This is a genomic window from Wolbachia endosymbiont (group B) of Melanostoma mellinum (assembly GCF_947251465.1).
GTDB lineage: Bacteria > Pseudomonadota > Alphaproteobacteria > Rickettsiales > Anaplasmataceae > Wolbachia.
The window spans coordinates 1,855,060-1,875,946 of record NZ_OX366366.1; the positions used below are offsets into that span (position 1 = coordinate 1,855,060).

At 33.8% G+C, this 20,887-nt stretch carries 18 protein-coding genes and 2 pseudogenes; 14 read left to right on the forward strand and 6 right to left on the reverse strand.

Going from position 1 to position 20,887, the window contains the following annotated elements; translation table 11 throughout:
• Positions 1 to 176 precede the first annotated feature (176 nt).
• Entirely contained in the window at positions 177 to 473 is a 297-nt protein-coding gene (locus OPR42_RS08645; RefSeq protein ID WP_265042322.1) for a hypothetical protein, read from the reverse strand.
• 159 nt (positions 474 to 632) lie between these two features.
• Between OPR42_RS08645 and gap the strand changes: the two genes are divergently transcribed.
• From gap to OPR42_RS08850, 4 genes and pseudogenes are all read left to right on the forward strand, one after another.
• Positions 633 to 1,604 (forward strand): type I glyceraldehyde-3-phosphate dehydrogenase, encoded by a 972-nt coding sequence (gene gap / locus OPR42_RS08650; protein WP_019236363.1) that lies wholly within the window; start codon positions 633 to 635, stop codon positions 1,602 to 1,604.
• A 3-nt stretch (positions 1,605 to 1,607) separates the two neighbouring features.
• Positions 1,608 to 2,366 (forward strand): twin-arginine translocase subunit TatC, encoded by a 759-nt coding sequence (gene tatC, locus OPR42_RS08655; protein ID WP_010401503.1) that lies wholly within the window; start codon positions 1,608 to 1,610, stop codon positions 2,364 to 2,366.
• 134 nt (positions 2,367 to 2,500) lie between these two features.
• Complete coding sequence (locus OPR42_RS08660) at positions 2,501 to 3,307, forward strand: nucleotide-binding protein (protein WP_265042324.1); 807 nt, start codon at positions 2,501 to 2,503, stop codon at positions 3,305 to 3,307.
• A gap of 187 nt (positions 3,308 to 3,494) precedes the next feature.
• A pseudogene (locus OPR42_RS08850) lies at positions 3,495 to 3,647 on the forward strand (IS630-like element ISWpi11 family transposase); the annotation flags it as partial.
• A gap of 160 nt (positions 3,648 to 3,807) precedes the next feature.
• Here OPR42_RS08850 and OPR42_RS08670 read toward each other — a convergent pair.
• Positions 3,808 to 3,981, reverse strand: coding sequence for a hypothetical protein (locus tag OPR42_RS08670; RefSeq protein WP_264375571.1), 174 nt, complete (start codon positions 3,979 to 3,981; stop codon positions 3,808 to 3,810).
• Between the two features lie 235 nt (positions 3,982 to 4,216).
• On the opposite strand from OPR42_RS08670, the gene OPR42_RS08675 reads away from it, so the two are divergent.
• From OPR42_RS08675 to OPR42_RS08700, 6 genes and pseudogenes are all read left to right on the forward strand, one after another.
• Positions 4,217 to 5,401, forward strand: a complete 1,185-nt coding sequence (locus OPR42_RS08675; protein ID WP_265042325.1) for a hypothetical protein — start codon at positions 4,217 to 4,219, stop codon at positions 5,399 to 5,401.
• 142 nt (positions 5,402 to 5,543) lie between these two features.
• Positions 5,544 to 6,118: pseudogene (locus OPR42_RS08680) on the forward strand (IS6 family transposase).
• A gap of 435 nt (positions 6,119 to 6,553) precedes the next feature.
• On the forward strand, positions 6,554 to 9,115 hold the full coding sequence (gene clpB / locus OPR42_RS08685; RefSeq protein WP_265042326.1) for an ATP-dependent chaperone ClpB: 2,562 nt from the start codon (positions 6,554 to 6,556) through the stop codon (positions 9,113 to 9,115).
• A gap of 27 nt (positions 9,116 to 9,142) precedes the next feature.
• Positions 9,143 to 13,813 (forward strand): NAD-glutamate dehydrogenase, encoded by a 4,671-nt coding sequence (locus OPR42_RS08690; RefSeq protein ID WP_265042328.1) that lies wholly within the window; start codon positions 9,143 to 9,145, stop codon positions 13,811 to 13,813.
• A gap of 5 nt (positions 13,814 to 13,818) precedes the next feature.
• Positions 13,819 to 14,109 carry a Sec-independent protein translocase subunit TatB gene (tatB, locus tag OPR42_RS08695; protein WP_264687230.1) on the forward strand — a complete coding sequence of 97 codons (291 nt, stop codon included), beginning with the start codon at positions 13,819 to 13,821 and terminating at the stop codon, positions 14,107 to 14,109.
• Complete coding sequence (locus OPR42_RS08700; protein WP_010401888.1) at positions 14,081 to 15,457, forward strand: PleD family two-component system response regulator; 1,377 nt, start codon at positions 14,081 to 14,083, stop codon at positions 15,455 to 15,457. Before tatB ends, OPR42_RS08700 begins: the two co-directional genes overlap by 29 nt.
• Before the next feature lie 22 nt (positions 15,458 to 15,479).
• Here the strand turns inward: OPR42_RS08700 and recO are convergent, their stop codons facing one another.
• Positions 15,480 to 16,208 (reverse strand): DNA repair protein RecO, encoded by a 729-nt coding sequence (recO, locus tag OPR42_RS08705; RefSeq protein ID WP_265042331.1) that lies wholly within the window; start codon positions 16,206 to 16,208, stop codon positions 15,480 to 15,482.
• Positions 16,209 to 16,404: 196 nt separating this feature from the next.
• Here recO and OPR42_RS08710 point away from each other — a divergent pair, with 196 nt between their 5' ends.
• Positions 16,405 to 16,932, forward strand: a complete 528-nt coding sequence (locus tag OPR42_RS08710; protein ID WP_010401890.1) for a hypothetical protein — start codon at positions 16,405 to 16,407, stop codon at positions 16,930 to 16,932.
• 52 nt (positions 16,933 to 16,984) lie between these two features.
• Here OPR42_RS08710 and OPR42_RS08715 read toward each other — a convergent pair whose 3' ends face one another.
• Positions 16,985 to 17,323, reverse strand: coding sequence for an outer membrane protein assembly factor BamE (locus OPR42_RS08715; RefSeq protein ID WP_029237605.1), 339 nt, complete (start codon positions 17,321 to 17,323; stop codon positions 16,985 to 16,987).
• A 129-nt stretch (positions 17,324 to 17,452) separates the two neighbouring features.
• On the opposite strand from OPR42_RS08715, the gene OPR42_RS08720 reads away from it, so the two are divergent.
• From OPR42_RS08720 to OPR42_RS08725, 3 genes are all read left to right on the forward strand, one after another.
• Positions 17,453 to 18,442, forward strand: coding sequence for a ribonucleotide-diphosphate reductase subunit beta (locus tag OPR42_RS08720; RefSeq protein ID WP_264375577.1), 990 nt, complete (start codon positions 17,453 to 17,455; stop codon positions 18,440 to 18,442).
• A 131-nt stretch (positions 18,443 to 18,573) separates the two neighbouring features.
• Complete coding sequence (locus tag OPR42_RS08855; RefSeq protein WP_406848680.1) at positions 18,574 to 18,711, forward strand: ankyrin repeat domain-containing protein; 138 nt, start codon at positions 18,574 to 18,576, stop codon at positions 18,709 to 18,711.
• A gap of 137 nt (positions 18,712 to 18,848) precedes the next feature.
• Complete coding sequence (locus tag OPR42_RS08725; RefSeq protein ID WP_265042333.1) at positions 18,849 to 19,034, forward strand: hypothetical protein; 186 nt, start codon at positions 18,849 to 18,851, stop codon at positions 19,032 to 19,034.
• Positions 19,035 to 20,124: 1,090 nt separating this feature from the next.
• On the opposite strand, the gene OPR42_RS08730 is transcribed toward OPR42_RS08725, so the two are convergent.
• Together OPR42_RS08730 and OPR42_RS08735 are read right to left on the reverse strand one after the other, a co-directional pair.
• On the reverse strand, positions 20,125 to 20,352 hold the full coding sequence (locus OPR42_RS08730; protein WP_265042334.1) for a hypothetical protein: 228 nt from the start codon (positions 20,350 to 20,352) through the stop codon (positions 20,125 to 20,127).
• Positions 20,353 to 20,384: 32 nt separating this feature from the next.
• The coding region (locus tag OPR42_RS08735) for an ankyrin repeat domain-containing protein (RefSeq protein ID WP_265042336.1) at positions 20,385 to 20,887 on the reverse strand (503 nt) is incomplete at its 5' end.

Genomic DNA, 20,887 nt, shown 5'->3' on the forward strand with positions numbered 1-20,887 from the left:
TAGGGAGTTCTTATCTAGAAGAAGATGATTTTTTCAGAAGAATCTATAAATTAATAACTTTATTACTTAATATATAAAATAGTTTTTTTTCGTTTCCTTTCTTCCTTATACCACTTTTCCTTAACTTGACGCGTATGGTTTATTTAACACTCCCGCATTTCCAAATTTTGTGAAGATTAAAATTCTTCTTGCATATCCAGTATGTCTTCTATTACTTGCTGATCTTCATCTCTTTCTTCTAATTGAAATGCTGCTGCTTCTTGAGGTGTTTCTAGCAGTTTTTTTAATATTTCTGTGCGCAGTTTCTCTGGTATTGATTTCCACTGTAGCATTACTAGCATTTCATTGTGCAGCACTGACATTTTCTGTAGTGTTTTCACTTTTTCTGATAGTCCTTTATTTTCTTTTTGCAATGCTTCTATTTTTCTTTGCTGATACTGATTATCTGAATTTGTCATTGGTAATCCATGCATAACCTACTCCAAGTTAAAATTTAGATATTATTAATTAAGTGATACAGTTTCTTTAGTCAAGATAAGCATCAATATATTATAACATTAGGATTAACAGCTAAAAGAATAGAATGAAATATCAGGCAATATCCTCTATAATTAAACTTTTAAGATGGAAAAATGACAATTCGTGTAGGAATTAATGGTCTTGGTAGAATAGGCAGAAGTGTATTGCGTGCTATTTTTGAAGTAGAAAACTATAGCGAGCAAATAGAAGTTGTGGCGGTAAATGGGTCGCTCAGTGCTGAGCAGCATGCACATTTGATTAAATATGACTCTGTTCATGGCAAATTTAACGGCGATATTGATTTTAACGAGTCTGAAAATTGGCTATCTATAAATGGCAGGAAATTTTCTTTATATAGAGAACGTAGCCCTGAAAATATTCCTTGGAATGTTGATGTAGTGCTTGAATGCACTGGTGCATTCAACAAGCGTGCGGAAGCAGCAAAGCATAATGCAGAGAGAGTAATTGTCTCTGCTCCAGTTTCAGATGCTGATGTAACTGTAGTTTACGGCGTAAATAACGATATGCTAAAAAAGGAGCATAAAGTGATCTCAGCAGGTTCTTGTACTACAAACTGTCTGGCTCCGATTGTACACGTTTTACACTCCAATTTAGGTATAAAAAGCGGTTTTATGACCACTATACATGCCTATACGAATGATCAAAATATTCTTGATGGCAACCATAGAGACTTACGTAGGGCAAGAGCTTGTGGCCTTTCTATGGTGCCAACTACAACTGGAGCAGCAAAAACAATTGGTTCTGTCATTCCTCAGTTAAAGGGTAAGCTAGATGGTACTGCTATTAGAGTTCCGGTTAGCAACGTTTCTATGGTTGATTTTAAATTTACGACTGATAAGAAGGTAACAGCTGGAGAAATAAATGAAATGTTTAAGAATTCAGCAAATCATGTGCTTTCCGTATGTAACGAGCCTTTAGTTTCAATAGACTTTGTCCATAACCCTTATAGTGCAATTGTGGATTTAGCTGGTACATATGTCACAGGTGATATCTGTAGAGTTGCAGCGTGGTACGATAATGAATGGGCTTTTTCACTGAGAATGTTAGATATAGCTTTATTGTAAAGTATGAACGAAAACTCACAAAAATATGCTTCATTTTATGAGCACTTTGCGGAACTTAGAAAAAGGGTTATTTTTTGCTTTCTATTTTTTTGTGTTACCTTCGGGTTTTGTTACTACTTTAAAGAAAATATATACCGCTTTTTACTTGCACCTTTAATAGAAGTTACAAAAGATAGCAATGATTTTTCTCTAATCTATACAGACTTAACAGAAGCGTTTTTTGTATATCTCAGGGTTGCAATAATGAGTGCACTGTTGTTTTCTTTTCCTGTGTTTGCATGGCAATTCTATATGTTTCTAGCACCTGGCTTATATAAAAGAGAAAGGGCAGTGTTATTGCCATACTTAATTGCAACACCGGTTTTGTTTGTAACGGGAGCCGCTGTAGTTTACTACTACATATTTCCCCTAGCCTGGAAATTTTTTATTGCTTTTGAACATAGCGGTAAATCTTTCGGTATACCAATAGAGTTTATGCCATCAGTTAGTGAATATTTAGACCTTGTTCTTCAATTCATGTTTGCGTTTGGTACTGCATTTCAAATTCCAGTCATACTAACCTTAATGGTGAGAGTAGGGCTAATCACTGCACAAAGTTTGTCAAATAAACGTAGAATTGCTATAGTAGTAATTTTCATTATTGCTGCAATCTTAACTCCACCTGATGTACTAAGCCAAGTAGGGCTTGCAATTCCAATGTTGGTATTATATGAGCTGTCTATTCTGATATGTAGATACATTGAAAAGAAAGCAAAGGATTGAATCAAGAATATTATTTATAAACAAAGAATGAGCACCAGAGCGCTTTTTCTTGAACATTGAAATGGGATTATGTAAACTGCCCTTATTGATTTTTTAGTAGACGCCAAGTGAATTAAAATATTATGAGGTGTGTTATGATAATAGTTGTTGGTGGTCAAAAAGGTGGTACTGGTAAAACGACCATAGCCACAAATATAGCGGTGATGCGTGCTAGGGAAGGTAGAAATGTCCTTCTCTATGATCTTGACCCATTAATGCTAGCTACCTTGTGGGCATCCCAGCGAGACAAGGACAAAAGTTTACCGAAAATTAACAGTATTCACAAGGTGTTAGGCCAAATTAACATTGGTGTAATAATCAGAAATGAGCTACAAGCTTTACAGTCCCAATATCAAGATATTATTGTTGACGCAAGAAGAGCAGATGAAACTTTAAGGGCTGCCTTATCATTAGCTAATCTAGCTATATTTCCGATTCTTCCATCTGCACCTGATATGTGGACGTTTAACACTCTGAGCAACTTAGTTGCCGGTGCTCAGAGTTGTAACAAAAACTTTCAAGCAAGAATCTTACTTAATCGAATGAATACTAATCCAGTTGTAACTAAAACAGGAATTGAAGAATGTGATGCTTTTTTAAGCTGTTTTGACAACTTAACAAGGTTCGATAGTTTTTTGAGTCAGCGAATTGCAATTTCACGTGCCTCTCGCAAAGGTATGGGTATTGTTGAATCAGACGATTTAAAAGCAATTAGAGAATTTGAATCTGTTTATGAGGAAGCCTTATCTACTGTTAGAAAACCAGGGCCAGCACAGTCAGTGTTAAGGTTGCCACCTAGTTTACATCAAAAATTGAAGGAAATAGCCTTTATAACAAAAGATACAGTTTCTAACATTGGATTCAGGGCTTTAACGGAATACATTAAAACTTTAGAGAAATAAGAAACCAATCAAAATGAAGAAGAAAGGTTTGTTTCCTTGATTGTCTTTCAACTATTTTCCTGAAGTTGGAGGTTCTATAGGTTGCTGTGTAAAAGATTAGGAAGTAGTTTTGTTAGTGTTGAAAATTACAGCTCTTTTCCTAATAGTCGGAACATGATGGAATAGGTAAAGTAGTGAGGAGATGTGAATGCCAGCAGCATATAGTTATGATTTAAGGAAAAAAGCATTGGATGTAGGGGAAAGTAGAGCATGTGTAGCCAAGAGGTTTAAAGTTAACATTCTATGAATGGCAAAAAGGTGCAAGAAAATAGGCGATTTTAAATCAAAATGTAGATCCAATAGAGCGTGATTGATATCTTGCTAGTAATAGTGTAACAGCTTTTATTAAGATATTTTTTTGCCATACGGCAGCAATAACAAAGTTAGAAAATTGATGGCTGAATATGTTGGCATTGATAAACAGTATATTATGCTTCAAGCAATATTTACTTTAGTAGCTTCTACAACTTTTTTAGTATAGCTTCTCCTTGGTGCTGTGTACCAACAGCAGTATTTGCACTTGCTACGTGTTTCTTTGTTAAAAATGCTGTACATGCTGCATTTTCTGCAAAAGAACTTTCTCCTGAGTTTGCCGAAATTATTACTGAAAAAGTAGTAAATAATGTTGAGCTCAATGCAGAAGACAACTCTCAATCGAGAAGCTACTTGTATGAGACTGTGTTATATAGCGAAACTAGATTTCACTTTTACACACCTAGATAAGGGGTAACAGCAGATACTAGAATGACGAAATCGTTATTCTGCTACGCATTATCGCCGTATAACTATAGCTATATATGAATTAAAAAAGTAGTATTCACTAGATCTTAATATTTTAGATCTATATTTTAGTAAAATATTACAATTAGTATGAATGATCCATTTAAAAGTGAGGATTATAAAAAAAATCTTGATTCTCTGATCAAAGCTATAAATCTAGGAAATTCAGAGAAACAATGTTATAAAACAGTAACAGATCTGTCTCATGCTTTAGAGGGTTTTACAGATAAGGCAGAAGATGTAGCTAAGCTTGTTATACGTGATGACTTGAATAATTGTGTAAAGAAGGCAAATAAAAAGCCATTAATTCTTAGGATATTCAATAGAATATTAGGAAGAGATGTTTCGATTAGGAATATAAGTAATTTTATAAAAGATAAATTGCCTCCTTCAACTGCTAGAACAGCAATCGAATATACAGATGTTATTCAAAAAATTTCAGATTTAGAGCGAATAGAAAGAAGTCAAGATAAATATAGGTCATATGGAATAAATTTAGAAAATAGACAGCAAAAGAAAAATCTCTTATATGAGCGAGAAGATTCAGGTTATGGAGGTTCATTAAACGAAGATCCTGAGTATGAAGAAATATCAAATTATCAAGAGGAAAAAAGTAAATCTTTAACAAAAGATTTGCGTAATCTACAATCAATTAAAGAGGAGCCGATTTATGCAACAATCTCTAAAGAATATATAGAAGCAAAAAGAGAACATAGGAAGAAACAACAACTTCAATCTCTTGCACCACCAAAACCACCAAGAGTACCACCAGTACCAGAGAAAATGTTTACTGCCAATCAGAAAATTAGACAAGAACCGAAAAAAGATAAACCTGCAGTACCACCAAAGCCTAAAGATTTAGGCGAAAAAGTAAGCACAGAGCAAAAAATAGTAGTGGAAAAATCAGCTGAGAGTAAACCTACACTACCACTAAAATCTGAAAATCAAGATGGTAAAGAATCAGCAAAAAAAGCTGATGGACCAAAAGTACTAGTAGTTGCTATGAAAAAAGAAGTGACTCGCGAGAGTAGTAAAGTAAAGGCATTAAAAGAAAGATTTGAGCGAAATCAAGTAAAGAACGTGTTGCCTGCTGAAAACAAAACTGCTTCAGTAACACAAACGGATATCAGTGTGAAGAGAAAACAATCTCGTTCATTTCCAGTAGGGAATAAAAAATCTTCGATCAACCATCTTGCCAGCAAAAATTTACCTTCCACGAATGTAAGTGTAAAAGAAATGGTTAAAAAATTTGAAGGGAGAAAAGGTGAAAGATAGTAATATTTGGGTATTTCCCTACTCATGAAAATTAGCTCTTATCATAACATTTTTACAGCCATAAGAGGAAGTTTTTCGGTTCTGTCGCATTTGTAGGGAAGTAGAAAGAAGAATGATATAATTGTCTAAAAAAAAAGCAAAGATGTTTCGTATCAATCAAAAATTGTTGCCATATTTCAAAGGATTTAGCTTTTCAGCGGATGTTATCTGTATACATGAAATGTCGATTCTCTTTGAGCTATCGAGATTTGGAAGAAATGATGAGTATAAGGGGAGCAAAATGCTACGTTACAAAGGTGGGTTATCACCACTGATAGATGAGGCAGTAAGGAAAAGAAAGAAGCAGGTTGGTAGTAGTTGGAGAGACTTACATTAAATTAAACGGTAAATGGGTTTATTTATATACTGTAGACTTGTGTGTTAGTAGAGACAAGTCTGCAGCACTTGCATTCTTTCATAAAGCCTTCAGGAGTAACTATCTTCCTGAGAAAATTGTAATTGATAAAAGCGGCAGTAATACTGCTGCTCTTGATGATTTGAATGCAGAAATTTCTGAAGATTACAGTTCTTCAAATAAAATATCTAAATAATATTGTTGATAGATTTATCAAAAAACTAATAAAGCCAATGCTTGGGTTTAAAAGCTTCCATTCCGCAAAGATTACCATCACAGGCATAGAAAATATTCGTATGATTAAAAAAAAGACAAATTATTAAAATAATGTTTCTACTTTTGAGAATTTTGCTATGTTAATGGCTTCATAACTCCTATAATCCCACCTTTTTTCCTATGGTTTATAGATGCGACAGAACCTAAAATATACCCTGTATTCCAGGTTTGATTATGTCTGGAACAAGCCTAACGCCATTCTTTATTTCTTGTACTATAGAAATTGTTGTTAAGTTCTTTATGTTAAAATCATTGATATTCATTGCTCTTTTATAAAAAAATTAAGCTATATGCTTTATATCTTAACATTAGTTTAGTTTTAAAACAAATTAATATTTTAATATAAGTTTTCTCTTTTGTAGAGAATCTGCTTTTTCTTGTTTTGTATGAACTTAGAAAATTTTTATTGATGAATGACTTTAAGTTTAAAATTGAGAAAGTAGTTGTTATATATACCAGCAAGTATGAGTTAAATTTGTATTATGGACTTGAATAAATTTACCGAAAAAGCAAAAAGCCTAATCCAGAGCGCTCAAATGAAAGCATTGGGAGCTGGGCATCAGATTTTTATGCCTGAACATTTACTTAAAGTAATGCTTGAAGATGAGTCAGGTTTAGTTCAGGATTTGATAGGCGCTTGTGGTGGAAATGTTCAGAATATTTCTGATGCTGTGAGTAGTGCAATTAAAAAGTTTCCAGTGGTTGGAGGACCAGGTAGTGGTGGGCTTCAGCTTTCAAGAGAGGTAGCAAAAGTTTTTGATGATTCAATTGTTATTGCGAGGAGAAATAAAGACACATTTGTTACTGTTGAGCGGTTACTGCAGGGCCTTGCTGCACAAAAAGATGAAATTGTAGGTAAAATTTTAGCAGAAGGTGGTGTAACACCGCAAAAATTAAATTCAGTTATTGCAGAAATGAGAAAAGGTGGCAGTGCAGACTCTCCAAATAGCGAGGAAAAATTAAATGCGGCAAAGAGGTATACAAAAGATATTACAGAGCTTGCTATGCAAGGTAAGCTTGATCCTGTAATTGGTCGTGATGAGGAAATCAGAAGAACTATGCAGGTATCGTTGAGGCGAACAAAAAATAATCCAGTACTGATAGGTGAACCTGGTGTTGGAAAAACTGCAATAGTTGAAGGTTTAGCAAACAGAATTGTTGCAAATGATGTACCACTTGGTTTGCGTGATGCAAAAGTTTTAGCTTTGGATCTTGGTGCATTAATTGCTGGAACAAAATTTAGAGGGGAGTTTGAAGAGAGACTAAAAGCAGTGATTAATGAGATTTCAAAAGCAGAGGGAAAAGTTATTTTGTTTATAGATGAGCTTCATACTTTAGTGGGAGCAGGAGCGACAAGTGGTGCGATGGATGCTTCAAATTTGCTCAAGCCTGCTCTTGCGCGTGGAGAAATTCGCTGTATAGGGGCTACAACTTTGGATGAGTATCGTCAACATATAGAGAAAGACCCTGCGCTTGCAAGGCGTTTTCAGCCTGTGTTTATTTCTCAACCGACTGAGACTGATACTATTTCAATACTGAGGGGTTTGAAGGAGAGGTATGAGGTGCACCATGGTATTAGAATCACAGATGGTGCAATAATCGCTGCTGCAACGCTTTCTAATAGATATATAACAGATAGGTTTTTACCTGATAAAGCGATCGATTTAATTGATGAAGCAGCAAGTAGGGTTAGAATTGAAATGGACAGCAAGCCTGAGGTTGTTGATGAGCTTGAAAGAAAGATTATACAGCTGAAAATTGAGTCAGAGGCTTTGAAAAAAGAAAGTGATGAAAACTCTAAGCAACGTTTAAAAAAGATAAATGAGGAAATTGAGAGTCTAAACAGTAAATTTGCTGACTTAAGCAGTAAATGGCAGATGGAAAAGAATAAGATAGCTAAAATACAAGAAACAGCTGAAAAATTGGATAACTCGAGAAAAGAGTTGGAACTGGCTCAGCGTAATGGAAATTTAGGAAGGGCAGGGGAGTTGATGTATGGTGTGATTCCTCAACTTGAAAATGAGTTAAAAAATCAGGAAAAAGTTACTGATAGTTTCCTAAAGAAAGAAGTGACTGAGAGTGATATTGCAAATATTGTTTCAAAATGGACAGGCATTCCAGTTGATAACATGATGCATAATGAAAAGGAAAAGCTCCTTAACATGGAAAATGAAATAGGAAAAAGAGTAATAGGGCAGAGAGATGCAATTGAAGCGATAAGTAATGCAGTAAGGCGCTCCCGCTCTGGTGTTCAGGATACTAATCGACCTTTTGGTTCATTTTTATTCTTAGGTCCAACCGGAGTTGGAAAAACAGAGTTGGCAAAATCCCTTGCCGAATTTTTGTTTGATGATCAATCAGCACTTCTACGCTTTGATATGTCAGAATATATGGAAAAACACTCCGTTTCAAAGTTAATTGGTGCGCCTCCAGGATATGTTGGCTATGAACAAGGTGGCAGGTTAACTGAGGCAGTAAGGAGAAGACCATATCAGGTAATTTTGTTTGATGAGATAGAAAAGGCAAATCCAGATATATTTAATATATTGCTGCAGATCTTGGATGAAGGCAGGCTCACCGATAGCCACGGTAAATTGATTGATTTTCGCAATACCATACTGATTCTAACTTCTAACCTTGGTGCTGAGGTGATTCTAAGAGGAGCTACCGAATCTGTGAAAGATGAGGTGATGAAAATAGTTAAGTCAGCGTTTCGTCCAGAATTTTTAAATAGACTGGATGAAATTATTATATTCCACAGCTTAACCAAAGATGACATTGATAAAATTATAGATGTTCAATTCTCTTATTTACAAAAGATGCTTGCTAAGCGTAAACTGAGTATTAGTTTATCGCAAGAAGCTAAAGAACTAATAGCACAAACTGGATATGACCCTGAATATGGAGCGCGGCCTCTGAAAAGGGTAATACAAGAATGCATTCAAAATAATCTAGCTAAGTTAGTTTTATCGGGGGAAATAGTAGAAGGAGATGAGCTAATAGTGTATACTTCTGGTAACGAAATCTTAGTTAAAAAGATCTAGATTCGCTGTGTATTTTTGTTTTGAAAAATGTGTATAAATCATAATGTTAATGTTGAGTCTTTATTTAAGCTAGTTGATCAAGGGAATAAAAAAGAGAAAGAAAAAATTAAAGAGTTTATACAGTACTTTTATAATTTTGTTTATAATAGTGACCTAAAAGTCAACGATAAATTTCTTTTATACATTGCAGAAGATGCATACAACTTCATTCTTAAAAAAGAAAAAGAAGAAAGTAAATTGGCAGTAAGTAATGTAAATGATATTTCAGGAATAGAAGGCAATTTCACTATAATTAAAATCACAAATTATGACATGCCCTTTTTAGTGGATTCTGTCATTTCCACTATTAAGTCACACGGTTTAACTATATGCTATTATAGTAACAGCATAATTAATGTTCAAAGAAAAAATAGCCTAATAGATAAAATTCATCTTTTGGAAGAAAGTAATGGAATCAAAGAGTCAGTAATATATGTAATTATTAAAGGCATAAGTGGTAGCTTTGTTGATACACTAGAAGAATCTCTACGAAAGACGCTAAAAGCAGTTAACTGCGTTGTAAAGGACTGGCAATTGATGCTCAAGAAGCTTCTTGAGCATCCGGCATTGGATGCTGGAGGCAGAGATTTTCTAGCTTGGTTGAAAAATAACAATTTTGTATTTTTAGGTTATCAAGAATACATTACTAATAAAGAAGGGAAGCTTGCTCTAAGTGGTAAGGAGAGCCTCGGGTTAATGAGAGCAAGTGAAGAGTACCAAAATTCATCAATTTCTTCTGAAAGCTTGAATTCTTTATACATACTAAGATCAGACCTAATCTCAATAGTTCATCGGCGTACCTATATGAATTGTATAGGAGTGAAAGAATTTAATGATCAGGGTGATGTAATAAGGGAACAGCATTTTTTTGGGCTATTTACTTCTATAGCAGAAGTGCAAGATATTCGAACTATTCCGGTAATAAAGGATAAGGTTACAACAATAGAAAAAAAGGCAGGATTTGTTCCTGGTGGCCATAACAATAAAGCTTTAATTTCCATTTTACAGGCATTTTCTTGTGACGAATTATTCCAATCAAATGAAGATGAGTTATTTGAAACTTGCACCTCGATCATGTCTCTTGCGATTAGACCAAGAGTCAAATTATTTTTGAGAAAGGTAGGGAACTTTATTAGTTGCATAGTATTGATACCGATGCGTTATGCTAGTGCAAGACTAATGTTTAAGATACGCGATATATTGAAAGATGAAACGAATGCAGAAAGTTCAGATATTTATAACAATCACATTATCAATGAATATGATTTGATGAAATTACACGTGGTGCTAAGAACCAAAAGCGCTAGCGTTTTTGATGATGAAGTTTTGCGTATCGAAAACAAGTTAAGAAACATTACAGAAAAGTGGGAAGATCGTTTTATAGACAATTTATATAATACTTTTAGCACTGTTGAGGATATATTTATCCGCTATTGCAAGGCATTTCCGATAAGTTATCAAGAGAATTTTGAACCTCATGATGCGTATTATGATATGAAAAAATTGGAGATAGTGAGAAAGAAAAAAGTCAGCGAAGTTGATTTGAGGCTTACTCGTGACAATCTCAACTATCAATTGAAGGTTTACACTCCAAGCAACGGAGGCCTTGAATTGTCAAAGATATTAAAGGTTACTAAGAATTTAGGGGCTAAGATTCTATCTCATAATGGTTATTATATAGAAATCAACGGTGGAATATGGATACATCATTTTGTGTTGTCAAGAGTTGATGAATTAATAGACAACATTACTTTAAAAGAGCAGTTTGAGGTAACACTTGTAAAAGTGTTCAGCAAGGAAATAAAAAATGACTATTTTAACAGCTTGATCATTATTGCTGGGCTCGAGTGGAAGGAAGTGCTTCTGATTAGAGCGCTAAGCGCCTACCTAAAGCAGACATCATTTAGCTATAACCCAGAATATATCCAGAAAGTAGTATCAGAGTATCCAAAAGTAGTAAGGTATTTAGTAGAATTATTTCATTCAAGATTTGATACTAAAATAGATATTGATAGGGCAGAAACTACTAGCATTTTGACAGAAAAAATCGAGGAGCTTCTAAAGGAAATCAGCAATGCTTCACATGATTATGTTTTACGTTCGATATTTAATTTGATGATGGCCATTTTGAGGACCAGTTATTATCAGGATGATAAACCTTACTTATCTATAAAATTTGATTCAAGTAAGATAAATGATTTACCTGATCCGCGTCCATATCGTGAATTGTATGTTTATTCAAACCTTTTTGAAGGAATACATCTAAGAGGAGGGAAATTGGCCCGTGGCGGCTTGAGATGGTCAGATAGGACGGAAGATTTTCGCACTGAAGTTTTGGGCCTCATGAAAGCCCAGATGACAAAAAATGCGGTCATTGTACCTGTTGGTGCAAAAGGTGGGTTTGTAATAAAGCAAGTTTATAAAGACAAAAACACTTTAAGAGAGAAAGGTGTTGAATGCTACAAGAATTTCATTAGAGGAATGCTTGATATTACTGATAATGTAGTTGATGGCAAAATAATTCCACCAGAGAATGTAATTAGGTATGACGAAGATGATCCATATTTGGTAGTTGCGGCAGATAAAGGCACTGCTTCATTTTCTGATTATGCTAACCAAATAGCTTATGAATGTAATTTTTGGCTTGGAGATGCATTTGCATCTGGTGGATCAGCAGGTTATGACCACAAAAAAATGGGTATTACAGCAAGAGGTGCATGGATTGCAGCAGAGCGGCATTTTTGGAGAATGAATAAGGATATTTACCAAGATGCAACTGTTATTGGAATTGGAGATATGGCTGGCGATCTGTTTGGAAACGGTATGCTGCTTTCAAAAAATATGCGCTTGATTGGTGCATTTAACCATATGCATATTTTTGTTGATCCAAACCCTGACGCAGAAAAAAGTTTCGCAGAGCGTAAACGCCTCTTTGAATTACCGTTTTCCACTTGGATGGATTACAATAAAGATTTGATTTCTTATGGTGGTGGGGTATTTGAGCGTAGCAGCAAGCAAGTAGACATTTCTCAAGAAATGAAAAAGTGCTTTGATATAGTGGAAGATATCTTATCTCCAAATGATTTGATTCGGTATCTGCTCAAGGCAAAAGTGGACTTCATATGGAATGGAGGAATTGGCACATTTGTTAAGGCAAAGAGTGAAAGCCATGGCATGGTTGGTGATAAAGCAAACGATGAGTTAAGAGTGAATGGTGAGGATATTAGAGCTTCTATGTTTATAGAGGGTGGCAATCTTGGTTGCACGCAGCTTGGAAGGGTAGAGTATGCTAAGAGAGGTGGGTACATCAATGCAGATTTTGTTGATAATTCAGCAGGAGTAATATGTTCCGATCTTGAAGTTAACATCAAGATTGCTTTTGTTGCAATTATGAAAGAAGGGGGAATTTCCTTGGAAAAAAGGAATGAAATACTGGCTAGCATGATAGATGAAGTTGCATCTAAGGTACTTGAAAACCATAACAGGATTGAAACAAAAGCATTGCTTCTTGAGTGCTTGCAAGCTAAAGAAAAGTTGGAGCAGCACCATAAATTATTACTCAGTTTAGAGAAATTTGGGCTGCTAAACCGAGATGTAGAATTTCTTCCAGCTGAAGAAGAGGTAGCAAGAATGTTAACTGATGGAGAAGGTTTCTGTTCTCCTCAGCTTTCTGTTCTGATGTCTTATGCAAGAACAGCAATAAAAAATGAAGTTATACACTCTGAGCTACCTGAAAAAGATTTTTTGTGCCGTGATTACTTACTAAATTACTTTCCACAAAGGATGGTAACAGAGTTCAAGGATTCCATATTGAAACACCAACTTTGTAGGGAAATTATTTCTACTTGCATTACAAACGATGTAGTAAATAGGATGGGCTGTATATTTATTAATAATTTGGTTGAGAGTACTGGAATTAAAGTACATGAAGCAGTTAACATATATATCGTTGTTAATCACCTATATAATTTAAGTAGCCTTTGGCAGAAAATTGATGAATTGGATGGAAAAATTGATGTTGATTCATATTTGCAAGTAGTGAGAAGTGTGCAAAAATTTATTGGTAGGGTATCATTTTGGTTAGTAAAAAATCTTGGTAAGCTTAATCTTGTAGAACTAGATGGTGTTACAAAATTTAGGGGTGCAATTGAAACTTTAGGCCATGATATTTTAGATGAGCACCTATTAGAGGTCTATAATCATGGATTAGCTTCTTTGTTAGAGCTTAACATAAATAAAGATCTAGCAAAAAGGGTTGCTGATCTACGTATTCTTATTTATGCGCTGGACGTTATATCTGTTGCTGAGCAGACATCTTTGTCCATCCTTGAGGCTGGTAGAATATACTTTGAATTAAAGTCGCTGCTAAGATTTGATATGATTAGAACAGTTGCTGGCAAGATGAAAAGCCATTCTTCCTATTGGGATCGCAGCTTAATTAATGATTTATTAGATGATTTAAGCAATTATCAACATAAGCTAGCTGTTAAAGTTATAAAAGCTACTGATAATCATGTAGACAAGGTTCAAACTTGGGCTATTAATGATAAGGATTATATAGAGCGCTACAATAGCTTTTTAGATGAGATGGTCGCTTATAAACTTGATTTAAGTAAATTAATACTCATAATCAGAAGAGTTAAAATACTTGCTTCATAGGAAAAATGTTTAATATAGGTCTGTCAGAAGTTTTAGTTGTAGCTTTAGTGAGTATAATGGTTCTTGATAAAAGTAAAGTACCTGTATTTCTTAATCTTATTAAAAATATATATAGGTATTTCTGGGTTGTAAAATCAAGAGTTAGGAAATTGTTGAAGGATACCGGAATTAAAGAATTATATGAAGAGCATAACGTTGAAAAAGTCAATTACATAATTGGTGAAGATGGCAAGCTTTATCCTACTTACAATGTAGATAGTACAAAAAATGACAGCAAAAATCCTAGTAGTAGATGATATACCATCTAATGTTAAGCTTTTGGAGGCTCAGCTAAAAGCAGAGTACTATACAGTTATTGTAGCTTATGATGGCGAGGAGGCGATAGATTTAGTAGCGGAACAGCAGCCAGATATTATCTTACTTGATGTCATGATGCCAAAAATGAGTGGTTTTGAGGTTTGTAAGAAGCTAAAGAATGATCCCTTAACGACTTATATTCCAATAATTATGGTAACTGCGCTGCATGACACTCATGATAGAGTGGAAGGAATTAATGCTGGTGCGGATGACTTTCTAACTAAGCCGATAGATGAAACTGCTTTATCTGCAAGAATTAAGTCTCTTGTGCGCTTAAAGATGATAATAGATGAGTTGTGCTTGAGAGGAGAAACTAATGCCGAGATTGGTGGAGTAGCAGAAAGCAGTATTATGGATTATTCTAATCAGATTTTTGATGCTAACATACTTGTTGTAGATGAGGACACCTTTCAAGCAGAGCAGATACACAATGTTCTAAAGCAACGCTTCAGATCAATTAAAATACTGCACGATCCAAAAGAAGCATTAAAGGTTGGTATTAAGGATAATTACGACCTGATTATTTCTGACATGCAGTTTTCAAAAACTGACGGCCTACGGTTGTGTTCTAAGTTTCGTAGTAAAGTAGAAACACGTTATACACCAATTCTGATCCTTTCTGAAGATTATGATAAAAGCAATTTAGTAAAGGCACTTGATGTAGGTGCTAATGATTATTTAACAGTACCTTTAGATGAGAGTGAATTAATAGCTAGGGTTAATTTGCAAGTGAAACGCAAAAGGTATCAAGATGCCTTGAGAATGAATTTATTTAATAATGTGGAAATGTCTATAAAGGATCCATTAACTAACTGTTATAATAGAAGATATTTTGATGCACACTTAAGAAATATTGTTAAGGATTCTGTGGAAAAAGATAGAAGTTTATCTCTTATGATACTTGATATAGATTATTTTAAGATGGTGAATGATAACTTTGGGCATAATGCTGGAGATGAACTTTTAAAGGAAATACAGAAAAGAATTTCTGAAAATATCAGAGTGACAGATTTATTAGCTAGGTTTGGTGGTGAGGAATTTGTTGTTGTAATGCCAGATACCAATGTATCAGATGCGTATACTATTGCAGAGAGAATAAGGAAAATTATTGCCAAAGAACCTTTTATACTTGTGGATAAAAATACAACCCATAATTTAACTGTGAGCATTGGAATTTCAGCAATGCAAAGATCTGACCTTGATGATGTTAAAAAATTTATAGTACGTGCTGACAAATATTTATATAAAGCAAAAAACAGTGGTAGAAATAGAGTGGTTACTGGTTGAAGTTCTTTTAAATAAGTAGTAACTAAGATTCAAATGATAGCATAAAATTTCTCAACTCCGGAAATTTCGCATTTAACTGCAGAAATAGATATTTATTTAAAAAATACCCTGTAATTTTTAACCCTAGTCTGAATTCTTGATATGAGTAGCTATTTTGTAGGTTGTTATTGTATACATCATGCAACATCTGTGGAAAAGGTAGTAATTTATCTGCATAACAGTCACCTACTTTTTTTGACACTGCTCTACCAGTTTTTGGAGAAATAAATTGTAGATTTTCTTTCACACCTGTTACAGCACATTTTGATAGGTCTAACTTAAATCCAAGTTGCGTAAGAAGCAGAAGCTCTAAGTTAAGGTAATGACTTTGCCAAAACTGGCTATTATGTTTTATTACATCGATGAAGTGTCTAAAATTATCATACAACTTGATGCAGGATTCACTTTCTGGAAGCACTTTTTCTAATATAGACGAGAAAGAAATAATAGCAATGCTTTTTAACCTATCTTGAAAGAAATGATGAAATGGAGATTCAATCAATTCGCACTTTAAAAAACCTAGATTTTCAGGTAGCTTAGCACTCCATTCTGCATGTAATAGATTACTTATTTGAAACTTATAATTGCTATTGTTTGTTAACCTAGTTAATCCTCTGCACTTTCCATGATTTTTTGTAAATAGAGAAAGAATTAAATTTTTATCACCGTATTTTTTAACAGCTATAATAACACCTTCATCTTTCCATCTCATTTAGAGTATATTGACCATATGATATTATAGAGATAATAAAATTAGTGTAGCAAATTTGAGTTTAAGTCAACTGAAATATATTGACTTTATGTGCAATATTAGCTTTAAACCAGTAAAACAAGCTGCTTAACATATGCGCCTTCTCTATTTTAATTATATTCTTCTTTTGTCTCTATGTTGTTTTTTGCTTTTTTCAATGAAAGCCCAAACGAATGATTCATCAGTTATTCCTATACCACAAAGAAAAAAAGAATTAGTTGAGTTAGTACAACCGAGGCAAATTATTGAAATACAGGAAATTGATGAGGGTATTCCAATTCCCAAAAGAAAAAAGGGTGTAGAAAGAAAACTAAGAGAAGACATCAAAGAGGTGAAAAATGAAATAAGAGATAAGAAAAATATTGAGAACAAAGATGATGAATTGGCTGTAACAGAAATTATTAATTCTATAAGGGATAAACTGACAGAGTGTTGGAGCATTCCTGAGGGCATAGTTTATAAAGAAAATTTTAGTATAAAAATTAACTTATTATTATCCAGTAAAGGCGAGATCGTTGTAGCCAACGTAGCAGATAGTAGTTCTTATCAAAATAATCCTCTTTTTAGATCAGCAGCAGATAATGCAATGCGTGCAGTGTATAAATGTAGCCCGTTAATTGGCTTACCTGCTGAGCATCATCACATTTGGCGCGAAGTCACGTTAGATTTTATTCTAAATAGGTGAATTTACGTTACCTGAATTAGTTACTTGTGATGAAAAATAGATCAGCAAATTTTCAATCAACAACAGCTAAAGACCTTTCTGCAACGTTGATTTCTCTTATATCTGTAACTTCGTCATTCTGATTAAACGAAATTTGCAGAGACTTACTACTGTACTTCCTTTTTCCCAAGAAGTTAGCTTGTTTAATTTTATATGAGACATAGTACCAAACATTTTCGTCGAACTTTGATACTAATGTTGGCAATCCTAAAGTATGAACCACTTTTTCTCTATCATCACCTACTTTTATTTTGCTCCACAGTTCAACATTAATGCCAGGAACTCCGTGATTATAGATAGTGTGCATGCAGCCTACTGAAAACAGCAAAACAGAAAATATTAATACCCGCATTTTATCAATTAGTTATTTGAAATCATAATACACTGATAAACTATCTGTCGTCAAATTTCAAAAAAGTTAAATTGACTGATTCTCAATATCATTTAATATAATATTTACTTCAAAATAATTAGGTACCTTATGTCGTTGCTAGAAGCAGATCCAATATACAAGCCTTTTAATTATCCTTGGGCATATGATGCATGGTTGCAGCAACAAAGGATACACTGGATACCTGAAGAAGTTCCGCTTGCTGATGATGTGAAAGATTGGAAAACTAAACTTTCTAATGTAGAGAAAAATTTATTGACCCAGATTTTTAGGTTTTTTACTCAAGCAGATATTGAAGTAAATAATTGCTATATGAGGCATTATTCAAATATATTTAAGCCAACAGAAATATGTATGATGCTTGCAAGCTTTTCCAATATGGAGACTATACACATTGCAGCCTATTCATACCTTCTAGATACGATTGGCATTCCAGAAAGTGAATATCAAGCATTCTTAAAATATGATGCTATGAGAAAGAAGTATGAATACATGTTAGAATTTGAGGAAAGTAAAAAGCACGATAAAAAACATGTTGCTAAAACTTTAGCAGTATTTGGTGCCTTCACTGAAGGATTGCAGTTATTTGCATCATTTGCAATTTTGCTCAATTTTCAACGGTTTGGAAAAATGAAAGGTATGGGGCAAATAATTGCTTGGTCAGCACGTGACGAAACCTTGCACACCAATTCAATTATCAATTTGTTCAATACGTTTATTAAAGAGAATAATGAAATTTGGAATGACGAGTTCAAAGAAGAATTATATTCTGCATGTCGCACTATTGTTGAACTTGAAGATGAATTTATAAGTCTTGCTTTTGATTTAGGAGATGTTGAAGGGCTATCTGCAGAGGAAGTGCGCAATTATATACGTTACATAGCAAACAGAAGGTTAACGCAATTAGGTCTTAAATCTATATATAATGTTAAAGATAACCCTATTCCGTGGCTTGATGAAATACTAAATGGCGTGGAACATACAAATTTCTTTGAAAATAGAGTAACAGAGTATAGCCGTGCAGCAACTCAAGGCACTTGGGAGGAAGCTTTTGCTAAAAAAGATACAAAAAGTGAATAGCAGTAACTTCACCCTTTTTTATCGTTTCAACGGAAGCTTGCGATACATATCAAAGGTGGAAGGAGGAAGAATTTGATATAAATCATCTATTTAGCTTAGAGAAAAGAGAGTATAGATATAAAGTTACATTATTGCATGTAATAGTTGGAGATTTTGATTGCTTAGAGGAGAAGAAGAAGTTAATACGATATCTATTAGACAAAGGTGCTAATGTTAATGCACGAGATTCTTTTGGAAAAACTCCTTTGCACAATAGTCATGACAAATAGGTAACACAAATTTTACTTAGATGCAGGTGCTAATCTTTTTATAAAGGATCATTATGGAATGACTGCAAGAAAACATGCCCGTGATGAATCAAAGCAGCTTTTAAAAAAGGAAGAAGATAAATACAAGCAATAAAGCAATGAAATTTGGTGCTATTGTTGGTATTACGGCTGGAGTGGGAGTTGGTAATGGACTTTTTGCTGCTGCTGGTCTTTCATTACTAATATCGGCTTTTATTGGCGCAGCTGTTGCTATAGCAATAGGGTTTGTTGTTTTTGGTATTACATATGCAATGTCAAAGCAGGTTCCTAGTGAGAAGCTATAGCGTTGATGCAGAACAAAAAGCTAGTACAGCGGCAAGTATGGTAGTGTAGTTAAGTAAAAAAAGGAAGAAGAGACTTCTTCCTCTTTTCTCCAAATTTTTTATATATAATTGAGAATAAAAAAACTGTGGATAATTCTGAAAAAGATCAAAAAAGACATCAAAAAGAGTATGATTAGATTGAAATATTTACAGAAAAACTTACTCAATTGATAAATATCTTAACGCTTTTTAAGAAAAGACAAATAGAGGGTCGTATTGGAGCTAAAGGTTGAAATTTTAAGTGCTTCTTAATAATTAAAGAGGTACTTTAATAGTTCCTTTTAAGTACTAATCCGGAGGTTCGATAGGTTGTTGTTTAAAAGATTGGGAAATAGTTTTATTAGTATTGAAAATTACATAATGTATATTATGGAAAATATAAGAAACACAAGCTTTCAGCAAGAGAAAATTCAATTTTTGCTCTTCTCAAACAGCATAAAAAAGTGCCTGTTGAACCTCCAGATTAATGCTCAAAAATGTTCAATTGATACTTTAAAAGTATTACTTTAAAAATACCTAAAGTATCACTTCAAAAGCACTTAAAAATTTTATCTTTTAGGAAAAATTTTCCAAGACTACCCCCTTATTGGCTTTTGTTAGAAAAATATTAAAATTATAACCAAATATGTAATCTTTTATATGATTGTATTAGCTTGGCTCCCTTAATGGTTGTTTCTTTTTTTTTAAAAATATTAAAATAAATATAACTTTTTAGAGTTATCCACAGTTCTTTTGCTTTCAATTATATATATATTAGTATTTGGAGATCATATTTATTATAGATCTCCGAAGTACTCATAATGTGTAAAATATGTATTTCTCTGGGTTATCAACTTAGTTATTAACAATTCTGTGAATAACTAAAACAAGAAAAAGGGGCTTCTAATCAAATGGAAATAGTGTCATTCTTTAAAAAACGACGCTAAAAACATTGTTTCTGTTCGAGCAATGGTTACACCTATTATCAGATCTAGGTACCCTGAATAGGATTAAGGGTACCTAACGAAGTAAAAAACTTGGAGAAAAGGAAGAAGTCTTTTCTTCCTTTTACTTAATTTGGCTGAGGCAAACCTTGTTCTGTTGCCGACCTTGATGTGTCAGGATTTTCTATCTTAGTAGATACTGCATATGTAATACCACCAGCAATAAGTCCAGTGAGTACAGCAGCAGCTACAACTATACCAACTAAAACCAGTATTGGTAATGCAACACCAGCAGCAAAAAGTCCACCACCAACTGCTAATGCAGCTACAACACCACAAACACTACCAACTTTCATTGCCTTATACTTGTATTTATCCTCTGCCTTTTTTAAAAGCTGCTTTCTTTATCATAGGTACAATCTCTTGCAGTCTTTCCATAATGATCCTTTATAAAAGGATTAGCATCTGCATCTAGTAAAATTTGTATTACCTCTTTGTAACAACTCTCGTGCAAAGGAGTGTTTCCACAAGAATTTCGTTTATTAACATTAGCACCTGCATCTAGTAAAATTTGTGTTACCTCTTTTTCATGACTCTTGTGCAAAGGAGTGTTTCTAAAAGAATCTAGTGCATTAACATTAGCACCTTCGTCTAATAGATATCGTATTAACTTCTTCTTTTCCTCCTCTAAGTAATCAAAATCTCCAACTACTAAATGCAATAATGTACTTTGATATCTATACTCTATTTCCTCTAAGCTAAATAGATGATTTATATCAAATTCCTTCTCCTTCCACTCTTTATATGCATGTTTATAGCTTTCTTGCAAGAAGTCTTTAAATAGATCCAGATTATGATCATTCAACACACTTTCCCTAAACCAGAATGGCT